General features: G+C 46.5%; 10 protein-coding genes. All 10 read left to right on the forward strand.

Annotated features, from left to right (window positions below; genetic code table 11):
- The first annotated feature begins 405 nt into the window (after positions 1-405).
- The 10 genes from PPA03S_RS17445 to treC all read left to right on the forward strand — a co-directional run bounded on the left by PPA03S_RS17445 (position 406) and on the right by treC (position 15,828).
- The gene (locus PPA03S_RS17445) at positions 406-2,100 is read left to right on the forward strand and encodes a M3 family oligoendopeptidase (protein WP_062324590.1); all 1,695 of its coding nucleotides are present in this window, start codon (positions 406-408) and stop codon (positions 2,098-2,100) included.
- A gap of 132 nt (positions 2,101-2,232) precedes the next feature.
- Positions 2,233-3,117 (forward strand): GNAT family N-acetyltransferase, encoded by an 885-nt coding sequence (locus PPA03S_RS17450; RefSeq protein ID WP_062324592.1) that lies wholly within the window; start codon positions 2,233-2,235, stop codon positions 3,115-3,117.
- 448 nt (positions 3,118-3,565) lie between these two features.
- On the forward strand, positions 3,566-4,717 hold the full coding sequence (locus PPA03S_RS17455; protein ID WP_062324594.1) for an iron-containing alcohol dehydrogenase: 1,152 nt from the start codon (positions 3,566-3,568) through the stop codon (positions 4,715-4,717).
- Positions 4,718-5,210: 493 nt separating this feature from the next.
- Complete coding sequence (locus PPA03S_RS17460; protein WP_062324596.1) at positions 5,211-6,380, forward strand: glucose-1-phosphate adenylyltransferase; 1,170 nt, start codon at positions 5,211-5,213, stop codon at positions 6,378-6,380.
- 27 nt (positions 6,381-6,407) lie between these two features.
- Positions 6,408-7,511 carry a glucose-1-phosphate adenylyltransferase subunit GlgD gene (gene glgD / locus PPA03S_RS17465; RefSeq protein ID WP_062324598.1) on the forward strand — a complete coding sequence of 368 codons (1,104 nt, stop codon included), beginning with the start codon at positions 6,408-6,410 and terminating at the stop codon, positions 7,509-7,511.
- A gap of 363 nt (positions 7,512-7,874) precedes the next feature.
- Positions 7,875-10,307, forward strand: coding sequence for a glycogen/starch/alpha-glucan phosphorylase (locus tag PPA03S_RS17470; protein ID WP_062324600.1), 2,433 nt, complete (start codon positions 7,875-7,877; stop codon positions 10,305-10,307).
- Between the two features lie 274 nt (positions 10,308-10,581).
- Entirely contained in the window at positions 10,582-11,046 is a 465-nt protein-coding gene (locus tag PPA03S_RS17475) for a VanZ family protein (protein WP_062324602.1), read from the forward strand.
- 107 nt (positions 11,047-11,153) lie between these two features.
- The gene (locus tag PPA03S_RS17480; RefSeq protein WP_411835377.1) at positions 11,154-12,866 is read left to right on the forward strand and encodes a glycoside hydrolase family 13 protein; all 1,713 of its coding nucleotides are present in this window, start codon (positions 11,154-11,156) and stop codon (positions 12,864-12,866) included.
- Between the two features lie 85 nt (positions 12,867-12,951).
- On the forward strand, positions 12,952-13,644 hold the full coding sequence (locus PPA03S_RS17485) for a metal-dependent hydrolase (protein WP_062324604.1): 693 nt from the start codon (positions 12,952-12,954) through the stop codon (positions 13,642-13,644).
- Positions 13,645-14,106: 462 nt separating this feature from the next.
- Positions 14,107-15,828, forward strand: a complete 1,722-nt coding sequence (treC, locus tag PPA03S_RS17490; RefSeq protein ID WP_062324605.1) for an alpha,alpha-phosphotrehalase — start codon at positions 14,107-14,109, stop codon at positions 15,826-15,828.
- Positions 15,829-15,849: the final 21 nt, after the last annotated feature.

Genomic DNA, 15,849 nt, shown 5'->3' on the forward strand with positions numbered 1-15,849 from the left:
CTATAAGCTGGCTTCGCGATGGATGCGAGGCCAGCTTATTTGCATATAATTTCCAAAAAAAAAGGTCTAAAAATAGAATGAAATCATATGGGATTTAAGTGGTTAATTAATCCAATTGGTACGTGAATGTACAGGAGCTGCTTTGTTGATTTCGAATACAACGTATTCTGAGTTACTAAGATACTGCTCGGAGGGAGACCCGTTCCCTGTTGATGCAGCATCTTTTATTTTCGTATCGTACCTAACTTTTATGCGTAACATAGGTAACGAGTGATGTTTTTCCATTTGACCGATGGACAAATATTTTTCGTAAAGTTGGGATTTTTAGGCTGCTCTTTTGTATAATAGGGTTTAGTTCAACTCGGGGAATCCCGAAATATGCCTAACAGGAAAGGGTGTACATAAATGAAATTTAGTGAGTATACGTATACACGTCCCGATCTGGAACATATCAAAACGTCATTCCGTGAGCTTCTGAGTAGTTTTGAAGCTGCGGCTACAGTGGAAGAGCAAAGCGGTTATATGGATAAAATTAATGCTTTGCGCAGTGATTTTGAGACACAGGCACAATTGGTTTACATCCGTCACTCCATTGATACCAATGATACATTTTACAAAGCAGAAAATGAATTTCTGGATGAAAGCTCTCCGATCATACAAGAATACATCACCGATTATTATCGGGCATTGGTAAACTCTAAATTCCGTACAGAATTGGAACAAAAATGGGGTTCACAGCTGTTCCAGCTGGCGGATCTGTCCCTGAAAACATTCAGCCCTGAAATTATCGAGGATCTTCAGAAAGAGAACAAACTTTCCACGGAATACAATCAGTTGATTGCTTCGGCCAAAATTCCGTTTGAAGGTGAAGAACGCACCTTGCCGCAGCTGCATCCTTTTGAGTTATCTACGGATCGCTCCATGCGGGAACGCGCATCGGAAGCCAGATATACGTTCATGGCAGAGCACGAGGCTGAATTCGATCGTATTTACGACGAACTGGTCAAAGTGCGTACACAGATCGCGAAGAAGCTGGGGTACCCATCGTACGTTGAATTTGGTTATGATCGTATGAACCGTACGGATTACAACGCAGAGATGGTATCGAATTTCAGAGCACAAGTTCGTGACTATATCGTGCCTGTAGCAACGAAGCTTAGAGAGCGTCAGCGCAGCCGGATTGATGTGGATACCCTCTATTATTACGATCAGGGTTTCAGCTTCAAAACGGGTAACCCGACACCGAAGGGTGACGCGGACTGGATTATAGATAATGGTAAAAAAATGTACGCTGAATTGTCTCCGGAAACGGATACGTTTTTCCAGATGATGACCGACAATGAACTGATGGATCTGGTAAGCAAAAAAGGCAAACAGGGCGGAGGGTATTGCACCTTCCTGAATGATTATAAAGTGCCGTTTATTTTCTCCAACTTCAACGGTACATCCGGCGATATCGATGTATTGACTCATGAAGCAGGTCATGCTTTCCAGGTATATGAGAGTCGTGACTTTGCAGTGCCTGAGTATAACTGGCCTACGTATGAATCCGCAGAGATCCATTCCATGAGCATGGAGTTCTTCACATGGCCGTGGATGGAATTGTTCTTCAAGGAAGATACGGACAAATACAAGTTTGACCACCTGTCTTCCGGGTTGCTCTTTATTCCTTACGGTGTAGCAGTCGATGAATTCCAGCATTTTGTCTATGCCAACCCGGATGCAACACCAGCGGAGCGCAAACAGGCATGGCGCAATATTGAGAAAACTTATCTGCCGCACATCAACTATAAGGATAATGCCTATCTGGAGCAGGGCGGATTCTGGCATAAGCAGGGTCATATTTTCTCATCGCCGTTCTATTATATTGACTATACGCTTGCACAGATCTGTGCATTCCAGTTCTGGAAACGCAGCAATCAGGATATGAAGTCCGCGTGGGCAGATTATCTGACATTGTGTAAAGCCGGAGGGAGCCTGTCCTTCACAGGATTGGTCGAACTGGCAGGTCTGAATTCTCCATTTGAAGACGGGTGCGTATCCTCTGTCATCGGCGATATCGAAGCATGGCTGGACGGAGTAGACGATAAGGCGCTGTAAGTCAGAAATAAAAATAAAGGTCGAAGAGGTGAAAGGGAACGAGGAATACATCTGACGTTATCGCATTCTGAGGCAGGGCGGATTTGAATGTATTCATTTACCTACCCTATACAACGAATGTGAGGTTATACCATGGTGGTTTTACTGGATCAACCATCCCTACGAAAACAATTATTACCCTTCATCTCGGGGACGAACGGGCATGTGGTCATGGGTGGAGTACTTGCGGGACTCCAATGCGGGCGTGTCTATGCAGATCAACTTCATGCTCCAACAAGCGCACTGATCTGGGCCAAAAACGAAATGTTTTATCTGGTCGGGCGATCGGATAATGAACAGTTCAACAATCTTGTCAGACAAGTGCTTGTTCAGGATCTTTTACCTGAAGCGTTAGGTGCTGGCGAAGACATGCTGAATCTTGAAGTTTACTCCGAGCCGGGTTCAGATTGGTCTCCAGTCCTGCATCAGGTGTTCGATGGGCGTTTGCGAGAAGGGTGGCGAGTTCCTTTTCAATTCAATCTTGAGCAGTATGAAAAGTGGCTGGAACGCAGCTCCAGTTCCAATCCCGGCCTTAGCTCCGGTTCCAATTCCTTGTCTATTTTCCCGGGATATGCGCTTCAAGTTATTGATCGAGCTGTAATCGTGGAAGACAAAAGTCGTATCATTGAGCAAGAGATCTTGAAGTTTTGGCATTCGGTGGACGACTTCATCCGGTATGGGGTGGGTACTTGCGCGGTATATGAGGGTAAAGTTGTAGGTACCTGTATCTCGGTGTTTGTCAGTGGCATTCACCATGAAACAGGTATTCATACCTACGATCCCATACACCGTGGCAAAGGTCTGGCTACAGCCATGGCAAGCGACTATGTCCGATTCGTATTGGAACAGGGATGTGTGCCACATTGGACGACAGAGGATTTCCGTCATGATTCCATTGCGATAGCGGGTAAGCTTGGTTTTGAACAAGGCAGTGCCTATTCCGTCTATTACATGCCGATTCGGGAGCTTCTACCTTAACGAATCGATGGCACCTTATAACAGGACTTAGAGCGGAATGATAATTCTAACGAACTCCAGGCTCGCTATTCGGCTGGAAACCCGCCAATGGGGAGGCGAAACGAGTAAATAGAGTGTATGCGATTCGTTAAACCGCCTTGAAGTTTGACCGAATAACGCGTTCCAGGTTTGTTAAACGATCTCGACACGCTGAAGATCTGCAGGGCTGTCCCGGAAGTCATGAACATGACCAGGGACAGCCCTGTTTTTCGATTCGATTTGTGCAACCGAGATCAACTTGTTCTTTTCAATTCACACGCCAGTTGCTGAAGAGCAATCATAATCGTTAGATAATTCTGTCCAAATGAAACATTTATCAACTTGGTTGTGATTTATTTCACTATATCTGAAAACGGATTCAGGTACAATGAAAATATAGTAAATCCGGGGTTACAGGAGGCTGGTTCAAATGGCAACACATGCTTATTATGTTCCGCCCGTGAACTTGATGGGTAGAGGATGTTTGCAGGAAGCAGGCAAGATGATTCAGGACATGGGGATTCGCAAAGCGCTAGTTGTAAGCGATCGTCGATTGATCTCTTCCGGCGTTGCTGAACAAGTGCTGTCTATATTAAGAAAGTCAGGGTTAGACTATGTGGTATATGATGAGGTACAGCCCAATCCAACCTGTCAGAATGTACATGACGGACTTCAAGTATTTCAGGATCATGGCTGTGACGCCATTATATCGATAGGCGGAGGTTCACCGCAGGATGCTGCCAAAGGCATTGGCATTGTGGCAACCAATGGCGGACATATCCGTGACTATGAAGGATTGCACCAATCGAAACACAAGTCCGTGCCACTTGTTGCAATTAACACAACGGCGGGCACATCGAGTGAGGTGACCATGAACTACGTGATTACAGATGAGCAGCGCAAGGTGAAAATGGTGATGGTGGATCGAAACAGCCTTGTTGACCTGTCGGTGAATGATCCGGAACTGATGCTGAGCAAACCTGCCAGTCTGACTGCGGCCACAGGCATGGATGCATTGACCCATGCGGTGGAAGCGATGGTGACGCCTGGCGGTTTCACAGTGACGAGTGCTACAGCGGCTGCTGCCGTGGAACTGATTTTTGAATACTTGCCGAGAGCTGTGAGGGACGGCAATGATCTGGAAGCAAGAGAACATATGACGTATGCATGTTTTCTGGGAGGGATTGCTTTTAACAACGCGGGCCTGGGTTATGTTCATGCGATGGCCCATCAACTTGGTGGAGTCTATGATCTGCCGCATGGGGTATGTAACGCGATGCTTCTTCCTTATGTGGAAGAAATGAATGCCAAACATGTGCCCGGTAAATTCCGGCATATTGCCAAAGCGATCGGCATGGATGTGAAGGGCAAACGGGACGAGGAGTGCTCCGAATACGTGATTGAAGCCATTCGTCAGCTTTCCAAGGAAGTCGGCATTCCTGAGAAGCTGTCTGAATTGGGTGTGAAAGACCCTGATGTGGAATTGCTGGCGGACAACGCCATGAAAGATGCCTGTGCACCTGGCAATCCCTATCAGCCATCCAAAGATGAAGTGATGGAGCTGTTCCGTAAAATTATATAGATCTTCTTTGGCCGGGAGCAATCCCGGCTTTTTTTCTTTAAACATCTGAGGAGCTAGTTTGTTACTTATTTCTCCATTTAATGATTGGAGTTAAAACAAAAGGATTTTGATTCCCTCTTATCGAATACAATATTTAATAACAGCGGCATAAAGGAAGGAGTGATATCCACTTAAGCTTTTGTCGAAGTTTTCCAGCAAGATTCCTCAACCCGTTTCGTGTTTAATGTTATATAGGAGTTGTGTATTGCATTTTTCACGGGGTGCGCCTTAATTTTCTACATCCACCTATTCACCTCTGCACGAAAAGTTCAGGCAATTCTGCACATATCATCTACTTTCAGACATTACAATGAATGACGTTCGGCTGCAATTTCGATGAAACACAGTCTGTACAGCATGCTCCTAATCAAGACAAAAGTGTCCACACAACAGCATATCGGATTATGGGCTCTGAAATGAATCAGAACGAATGCACATGGAGGAGGCTGTAATGATGGCAAAAAAGGAAGTTGTAGCGATGCTGCTCGCTGGAGGGCAAGGCAAAAGGTTAAAGGGATTGACCAAATCACTGGCCAAGCCCGCTGTTTATTTTGGCGGAACGTACCGCATTATTGATTTTCCTCTCAGTAATTGCTCCAATTCAGGCATCGACACGGTTGGTGTGTTAACTCAGTACGAACCTCTGGTACTGCACTCCTATATCGGCATTGGCAGTGATTGGGATCTGGACCGCAAAAATGGCGGTGTATATGTACTTCCTCCTCATGAACGTGAAGACGGCAGTAACTGGTATCGAGGGACGGCGGATGCGATCTACCGTAACCTGAATTTTATCGAACAATTCGATCCTGAGCATGTGCTCATTTTGTCAGGGGATCATATCTATAAAATGGATTATGAGAAAATGCTTCAATATCATAAGGAAAAGGATGCAGATTGCACCATATCGGTCATTGACGTTCCGCTGGAAGAAGCCAGCCGGTTCGGGCTGCTCAACACCCATGATGATTATCGCATCTATGAATTTGAAGAAAAACCTCCTGAACCCAAGAGCACGCTCGCTTCCATGGGTATCTATCTCTTCAAGTGGGATGTGCTGAAACGCTTCCTGATTCAGGATGAACAGCAGGCATCCACCTCGTATGATTTTGGCAAAGATATCATTCCCTTGCTGCTTGAAAATGAAAAATCACTATACGCTTATCCATTTGAAGGATATTGGAAGGACGTCGGTACGATCCGCAGTCTGTGGGAATCCAATATGGATCTGCTGGATGAGGAAACGCCTCTTAATCTAAATGACCCGGATTGGCGTATATACACCCGGAATCCAAATCAACCTGCGCAATATATCTCACCCGCAGCGAAGGTAAGCCATTGTATCATCAGTGAAGGCAGCGTTGTGCATGGTGAGGTGAATCATTCGGTATTGTTCTACGGAATCGAAGTTGGGGAGAACAGCTCCGTAACCGATTCAGTTATTATGCCAAGAGTGAAGATCGGACAAAATGTACGCATTCACAAAGCCATCATTGCCGAAGGATTAGTGATTCCGGATGGAGTGCATCTGTCACCTGCCCCTGAGGATGAAAGTGATATATTACTGGTTGATCAGGAAGAACTGGAACGTCAGCTTCACGAGAGAATGACAAGTAAAGCCTAATCTAATGCCAAAAGGACGGTGCATGCGATGAAACCATTGATCGGAGTTATTAACCTTGACCATGAGCTTGAGGAATTGAAGGAATTAACGTACTTTCGCTGCGGAGCCGCGGTGCCTTATGCCGGGCGTTACCGTCTGATTGATTTTGTATTGTCCAACATGATGAATGCAGGCATTGAGAGTATCGGCGTATTTGTCCGCCGGAAGTACCGTTCACTCATGGATCATCTGGGTGACGGCAAGCCGTGGGATTTGGATCGGAAGCATGGAGGCATGTTTATTTTGCCACCGGACTGGAATGATCCGACGGATACCTCTCAGGGGGATTTGCAGCATTTTCACAACAATCTCGATTTTTTCCGCCGTGGTTCCGGTCAATATGTCGTTCATGCGGGGAGTCGGCACGTGACCAAAGCGGATCTGCAGGACGTGTACAGGTACCATATAAGCAAGGGCGCGGATGTAACACTGGTCTGCAAAAAAGTGGATCAACTGCTGCCTGAGCATGATGCCTGCGTCAAAATTGAAGATGACGGGAACGGAAATGTGGTGGACATTCACCAAAGCGCCGACCACCCGAATATATATACTGAAATTTTTATTATGGAAAAAGAATTGTTCCTGCGCCAAGTACAGCGCTGCATCGATCATGGCGAAAGCCATTTCTTCCGTGATGTGATTCAGAAAAACCCGGATGGCTTGAACGTTGCTGCGTATGCTTACGATGGGTATCACGCGGTAATCAATTCGGTCGACAGCTATTACCGCAACAGTATGGAGCTGCTGAATACAGGGCTGTATGAGCAGCTGTTTAAGGAACAGCCCGTTCAGACCAAGATCAAGTACGAGGCTCCCGCCAAATATCTGGACACGGCCGAGGTGAAACATTCCCTGCTTGCAAATGGCTGCATCGTAGGCGGAGAAGTGGAAGACAGCATTCTCTTCCGGGGTGTGCATGTGGCAAAGGGCGCCAAAATCAAGGGTTCCATCATTATGCAAAAGTGCTACATCGGAGAGGGCGCCGTACTGGAAAATGTCATTCTCGACAAAGATGTGAAACTGAGTGGCGGTCAGACGCTGATTGGTGATCCATCGAACCCGTACATTCTGGCGAAGAGTACTATTATCTAATACCAACACTTAACCGATATCATCTATAACTATATATAAAATAAAAATCCTGTAGGTTGAATTTCAGGTTCATGTTGCTTTGAAGCATGGGTGCCACAGCTAAAGCTACGGTTATACGTGCTAACGCAGTGGAGGTGACGAAATCGATTCTGAAGAAGCGTCAGCGTTCGCCTTTGTCTCCAAATTTCAACCTTTTATAAGGTTCATCAAGAAATTTGAGAGACAACAGCGATCGGAAGAACGATTCGTAACCGGAACGGGCTCTTAGCCGGAAGTGCAGTTTTGTAAGGTGTAGCACTCATGTGTAAGAAACAAGTATGAACCGCCACCATCCTACAGGATTTCACCGGGAGGAACCTTCTTTTGTTTGACAACAAGGAAACGTTCAAGAGTATTTTTAGGCGGAATCTGGTTAGTAAATTGGGTAAGCCGCTTGAAGAAGCAACGCAGGAAGATGTCTATCACGTTCTTGGAAGCATGATCCGCGAATATGCGGGTCAGGATTGGGCGGCGTCGAATCAGGGGTTTAAGCAGCGCCAGGATAAACAGGTTTATTACTTCTCGCTGGAATTCCTGATTGGACGTCTGCTCGGCAACAATCTGCTGAATGTGAATGAATTGGAACTCGTTCGTGACAGTCTGGCTGAACTGGGCTTCTCTTTGGAAGAAGTGGAAGAACAGGAGGCGGATGCTGGTCTCGGTAACGGAGGTCTGGGACGACTCGCAGCCTGTTTTCTGGATTCATTGGCTTCACTCGGTTATGCGGGACATGGATGCGGAATTCGATATAAATATGGTTTGTTTGAGCAAAAAATTATCCATGGCAATCAGGTGGAATTACCCGATAATTGGCTTGATAAAGGTAATGAATGGGAAGTGCGCCGTCCGGAAAAAAAGGTGGAAGTGCAATTCTGGGGCCGTGTTGAGGCCTATGAACAGGACGGACAGTACCAATTTGTTACAAAGGATGCCGAATCGGTTGTAGCTGTGCCTTATGATGTGCCTGTTATTGGTTATGGTCAGCCGCATGTGAACACATTGCGATTGTGGAGCGCGGAGCCCAAGCGGGGGACCTCGCTGGATACCCCTTCAAACTATTACGGATATCTGGATTACAGTCGTTCCGTAGAATCGATCTCGGAGTTCTTGTACCCGGATGATTCCCAATACGAGGGCAAGCTGCTCCGTCTGAAACAGCAATACTTTATGTGTTCTGCTGGCGTCCAGAGTGCTTTGCGTACATTTAATAAACTGGAGCTCCCCTATGATCGATTACCGGATAAGGTAGCCTTTCATATCAATGATACACACCCCACACTGGTCATTCCCGAGCTGATGCGGATTCTGATTGATGTCAAGGGATATGGATGGGATGAAGCTTGGGATATTACAACCCGCACCGTATCCTACACCAACCATACAACGTTAAGCGAAGCGCTTGAAAAGTGGCCTGTCGCCATGATCAGCAAGCTGCTGCCGCGCATTTATATGATTATTGAAGAGATCAACAAACGCTTCTGCGGCATGCTGCTTGAGCGTTATCCCGGAGACCCGGATCGAATTCAGCATCTGGCGATTATTGCTAACGATCAGGTACGGATGGCGAATCTGGCCATTGTGGGCAGTCATAGTGTCAATGGTGTCGCGGCATTGCATACCGAAATATTGAAGAAACGGGAAATGGCATCGTTCTATGCACTCTACCCGGAGCGCTTTAATAACAAAACCAATGGCATTACCCATCGCCGCTGGCTGATGCATGCCAATCCCAAGCTGTCAAATCTGATCACAGACACGATTGGAAGAGACTGGATTACGGAGCCGGGCAAATTGAATGAACTGGTAGGTGCTGCCGATGATGCTTCATTCCAGCAGCAATTCCATTCGATCAAACGCCACAATAAGGAGCGGCTGGCTGCGTATATCCTGGATCATACCGGAACAGCCGTCAACCCGGATTCCATTTTTGACGTACAGGTGAAAAGACTGCATGGGTACAAACGGCAGTTGCTGAACATTTTGCATGTCATGCATCTGTATAACCGACTCAAAAGCGACGCTTCGTTTGATATCGTGCCACGTACGTTCATTTTTGGAGCAAAGGCGGCCCCGAGTTATTATTTTGCCAAGAAAATTATCAAGCTGATTAACACGGTGGCCGATACGGTGAATCGCGATGCGGCTGTGAGAGATCGTCTGCAGGTATTTTTCCTGGAAAACTATTCAGTCTCTCTGGCCGAGAAAATTATTCCGGCCGCAGATGTCAGCGAACAGATTTCAACTGCAGGCAAGGAAGCCTCTGGTACAGGCAACATGAAATTCATGATGAACGGTGCGTTAACCATTGGTACAATGGATGGCGCGAACGTGGAGATGGCTGAGCAAGTTGGTCAGGACAATATGTTCATCTTTGGTCTGAGTGCAGACGAAGTAATGGATTATTACCGCTCCGGCAGTTATCGGCCGAGTGAGATTGTGCAGCACGATGAACGGATTCGCGAGGTAGTCGAGCAGCTGGTGCATCCGGGAGCGTTCTGTGAGCGTGATGGTGAATTCTGGGACATCTATGATTCCTTGCTGGCACATGGGGACGAATATTTTGTGTTACGTGACTTTGCTGCCTATGCGGATGCCCATGCTGCCATCAATTTGGCTTATCGTGATATACCGGGCTGGACGCGTAAGGCTGTACTCAATACAGCTCATTCCGGTATTTTCTCCAGTGATCGGACCATCAGTGAATATGCAACAGACATCTGGGGCATTCATCCGGTGTCCGGAAACTGGAAGGGCTAGTACCCTTTTGATTTATTTATTATTCAAGACTCCCTTGTACACAGGAATAATCTCTGCGAAGTTAACCATCCTTTTAGCAGAGATTTGTCCTTGTTGTGCAAGGTTTTTTTGCATAGGGTGACTTGTACAGGGTTATCGATGAACAAGGGGAGAAACTGCAATTCAAGGAGAGGTATGCTGTAATCCAAGTCTGAGCAGCTGGACATGAAGATCCATATCCCTATAAAATAAACCTTACCGCTCGGCGGAAAAAAAGGTCGGAGGATTTCAGAATATGAATAATGGTTCGTGGCTTCGCTCCAGGTGGATTCTTTCTATTGTCGCCTGTATGGCGGTACTGTACATATTGTTCATGGGCAATTTGCTCTTCGTCAGTGGTAGAACCCCTGGCATGAACTATCAATATAATCTGGTACCCCTAGAGACGATCAAGCCACTTCTTTTTGAAAGGTACCGATATAATACGGAAGCTTGGGTGAAGAATCTGTTTGGGAATATTGTCTTGTTTATTCCACTTGGCATATGGATACCCTGGTTATTTCGCCGGTGCCAAAAGTTCTTTCCCTTCACAGGCACAGTCGTTGTGCTTCTGTTTGCAGTCGAGTCCACACAATTCATTACTCGTGTTGGTTCGTTTGATGTCGATGATATTATGTTGAATACGCTTGGAGCCTGGATGGGGTACCTGGCGTTTGGTTTACTCAAGTTCATGTACTCACAGGAAGAGGCTCGATATTAGACTGCGATGGGCGGTCTATAGTGGGTCCTTTTTGTGTTCCGTCTTGTTTTCGGGTGTTTATAAGGAGGCCTTTTCGGATAAAACATATTAACGGGTAATATAGTAAGGTGTACTGTGATGAAAGCGAGGTGGTCTATATCGTTTGGTGGAAAGAGAGTGTAGTGTACCAGATTTACCCCAACAGCTTCAAAGATTCGGATGGGGATGGTCAGGGTGACTTGCAAGGCATATATGACAAACTGGATTATTTGAGTCGACTGGGTGTGGATGTAATCTGGATCTGTCCAATCTACGATTCCCCCGGGCATGATAACGGGTACGATATCCGGGATTACTACGCTATTTTACGCAAGTATGGCACAATGGAGGATTTCGACCGGTTGCTGGACGAGGCACACAAGCGAGGTCTCAAGATCATGATGGATCTGGTATTGAATCATACATCTGATGAACACGCCTGGTTTGTCGAATCACGTTCATCATTGGTGAATCCGAAACGGGATTATTACATTTGGCGTTCAGGCAAGAACGGTCAGGTTCCAAACAATTGGGAATCTTACTTCGGAGGCTCTGTATGGAAACATGATCCGGAAACCAATGAATATTATATGCATTTGTATTCCGAGCATCAGCCGGATCTCAACTGGAACAATCCACAGATGGCAGAAGAGATGTATGAGATGGTACATTGGTGGCTGCAAAAAGGTGTTGATGGTTTTCGGTTCGATGCGGTAGCGCATATTGCCAAGGCAGAAGGTCTGCCGAGTGCTCACAATCCGGACAATTTGCCTGTCGTCCCGGCATACCAGCTTTTTTCCAACCTGGAGCAAGTACACTCCATCCTGAGCAAACTGAATGATATGATCCTGAAGCCATATGGTCCGATGACTGTTGGGGAGACTTCAGGGCTTGGTCCTGAACAGGCGCTCGCCTATGTGGGGACAGATCGGAATGAGCTGAACATGGTGTTCCAGTTTGAGCATATGTTTGTGGATGCCAAATCCTCCGGAATCGGCAAATGGAACCATCGGGAGTGGAAGCTGCCTGAGCTAAAAGAAATTATGAGCCGCTGGCAAACCGTGCTGCATGGCAGGGGCTGGAATGCCAACTATATGGGCAATCATGATCAGCCGCGTCCGGTATCCCGCTTCGGTGATGATGGGAAATACAGAGTACGCTCTGCCCAGATGCTGGCTACGTGGATGCTCACCCTGGAAGGTACTCCGTACATCTATCAAGGGGAAGAGATCGGCATGACCAATATTGCTTTTCCTAATATTGAGGATTATCGGGATATTGAGACGATGAATTATTATCGACATCATATCGGTCAGGGGCGTGCAAAACATGAAGTGATGCAGGCGATTTGGCTCAAGAGTCGTGATAATGCCCGTACGCCGATGCAGTGGGATGATTCGAAACATGCCGGATTTACCGAGGGTGAGCCATGGATTCAGGTGAATAAGAATTATCCTGAGATTAATGTGGCTGATGCCGAACGTGATCCCCATTCCATTTTGCATTATTACCGCAAACTGATTGCACTTCGCAAACAACATAAAGTACTGATCTACGGGGCATATGAGCTGCTTTTGCCGGATGATCCTGACATCTATGCTTATATTCGTACAATGGATGACGAACAAATGCTGGTTATCATGAACTTTCGTGGGCATGAGCCCGAGATGCAATGGCCGGAAGGATGGAGCTCCAAACAGGCCAAACTGCTCATTAGCAACGTAAGCAGACGTTATTCCACGGACGAGGGCGCGATTCTTCTTCAGCCTTATGAAGCAAGGGTTTATCAAATGAAGCGATAATCGCGTTATTTTGCTTTGGAGAAACGATTTGAATTATAATGTAGGTTGAAAATGAAAATAATGCATAGGTCTGGAGGATACCAAGTTGCTGAATATTACCTACCATGGACACTCTAGTGTACAACTGGGTTCAGAAGAGAAGTCTTTGATCATTGATCCTTTCCTTCGTGGCAATGAACTTGCTGTCACCAAACCGGAAGATATCAAGACGGATGCCGTTTTACTGACACATGCACATATGGATCACATTTTGGATGCTGAACCCATTGCCAAGGCCAATCATGCCAAGGTGGTTGCAATTGTGGAACTGGCTACATATATGTCATGGAAGGGTCTGGATACCCTTGGCATGAATATGGGCGGAACGGTAGATCTTGGCTTTGCCCAAGCTAAAATGATTCAGGCTTTCCATACGTCGGGGATCGTGCTGGAAGAGGAGCAGCGGATCATGTACGCAGGTTTGCCAGCAGGATATATTATTCACATTGGCGGTAAAACCATTTTGCATGCCGGAGATACGAGTCTGTTCGGTGATATGAAAATGATTGGTGATCGCCACAATATCGATGTCGCTTTCCTGCCTATTGGCGGCCATTTCACCATGGGTCCGGAAGATGCTCTGCAAGCGGCGGAATGGTTCAATGCCAAGCTGACGATTCCTGTTCATTATGATACATTCCCGGTGATTCGTCAGGACGCCGAGAAGTTTGTGGGGCAGCTTGCTTCCAAGGGGCTTGAGGGTCGTGTACTGGCACCGGGTGAGTCTCTTACGCTATAATGGTCTCTTAACCACGGTTTAAACATAAAAGCAATGTGAATCTAAAGACGAATATCACGTCAGTTATACTGACGTGATATTCGTCTTTTTTCGGTTTTAAGTTCAATTTTGAACCATTACATTGGTGTAAATGACAAAAAATTCGCCATACCATTGTTGGAGCCTTGTCAAAATGACTACCTGATCCATCATAGAATCGAATATGGAACCGTCTGTTTTCCCGAATCCACGTATCGGGTGTCAGACGGTTTTTTTCGTCCGAGCTACTTCTATCATGGCGTTATCGAACGCATAAATTGAAATAAGTGTTACAGAGGCGGCCCTTATGGGGAATGTGTAGAAGAGGTAAATTATAGGCATATTGAAGTTTCAACTTGTATATACATGTTTACTTATGTAATATAGAAATGAAGTTAGTTCGAGATGATCACTTAGGCAATACAATTTATTGGAGGCGTTAACATGAGTTCAACGAATACAACTTCCTCACCGTGGTGGAGAACCTCCACGGTGTATCAGGTATATCCCAAGAGTTTCAATGATACAACCGGGTCGGGCACCGGAGATATCCGGGGTTTGACCGAGAAGCTGGACTATTTGCAGCATCTGGGTATTGATATTGTTTGGCTGCAGCCGGTATATGTGTCCCCGCAGCATGATAATGGATATGACGTAGCGGACTATTATCGGATTAATCCTGATTTTGGAACCATGGAGGATTTTGACGAATTGCTTAAAGGGTTAAAGGCTCGTGGGATGAAGCTGATGATTGATATCGTGGTGAATCATTCGTCTACGGATCATGAATGGTTCCAGCAATCTCGCTCTTCCAAGGACAATCCGTATCGTGATTATTATATCTGGAAAGATCCTGCTCCAGATGGTGGTGTGCCGAATAACTGGCAATCCAAGTTTGGTGGACCGGCATGGCAGTATGATGAGCAGACAGGGCAGTATTTCCTGACGCTGTTTGACAAGACGCAGGCCGATCTGAATTGGGAGAACGCGCAGGTACGCAAGGAAATACGAGACATGATCAAGTTCTGGGCGGAAAAAGGCGTTGACGGTTTCCGTATGGACGTCATTAATCTGATTTCGAAGGATCAGCGCTTTCCGGATGATGATGGCAGCGTTTTACCAGGGGATGGGCGCAAGTTCTACACCGACGGACCACGTGTGCATGAATACATTACCGAGATGTATGAAGAGGTCTTTGGTCCACACAATATTGTAACCGTAGGGGAGATGTCCTCCACAACGCTGGAGCATTGCATCCGTTACTCCAATCCTGCTTCCCGCGAATTCTCAATGACCTTCAACTTCCATCATCTGAAAGTGGATTATCCGAACGGACAGAAATGGGAACTGATGCCATATGATTTTGAAGCGCTAAAACAGCTGTTCAGCGAATGGCAGACAGGTATGCAGGCAGGTGGAGGCTGGAATGCCCTGTTCCTGAACAACCATGATCAGCCGCGGGCATTATCCCGATTTGCGGATGATGGAGATTTCCGTGCCGAGAGTGCCAAAATGCTGGCAACCACGATCCATGGCATGCAAGGTACACCTTACGTTTATCAGGGCGAAGAGATTGGGATGCCTAATCCGGTCTGGAACGATGTAAGCGAATTCCGCGACATTGAGTCGACGAATATGTATCGATTGCTCCAGGAAGAGCGGGGAAAATCGGCCGAGGAAGCATTCCGTATTGTGAAGGAACGCTCCCGTGACAATTCCCGCACACCCATGCAATGGGATGGAAGTGAAAATGCCGGATTTACCACGGGTACACCTTGGATCAAAGTGGATGAACGTTACCCGTCGATTCATGTGGCCCAGCAGCTGGCTGACCCGGATTCGATCTACTATCATTATCGCAAACTGATTGCTCTTCGCAAACAGCTTAAAGTGCTGACGGACGGACTATATGAACGTCTGGACGATGCCCACCCGGATGTTTTTGCTTATGCGCGGTCGAATGGAAGCGAAACGCTGGTTGTCGTTTCCAACTTTAGTAAGAGAGATGTAACATTTACTCTTCCGAATGCTGTATGGAAGGATCACGTGGCAGGCAAATCAGCAGAATTGGTGGCAGCCAATACGAAGGTAGCGCCTGCACTGGATCAAGAAATATCCCTTAGCCCGTATGCATCCTATATGTGGCTTATACCGCAACAGGACTAATTCACATTATATAAGTGGGAA

Origin of the sequence: Paenibacillus pabuli NBRC 13638 (genome assembly GCF_001514495.1) — a bacterium.
Taxonomy (GTDB): Bacteria; Bacillota; Bacilli; order Paenibacillales; family Paenibacillaceae; genus Paenibacillus; species Paenibacillus pabuli.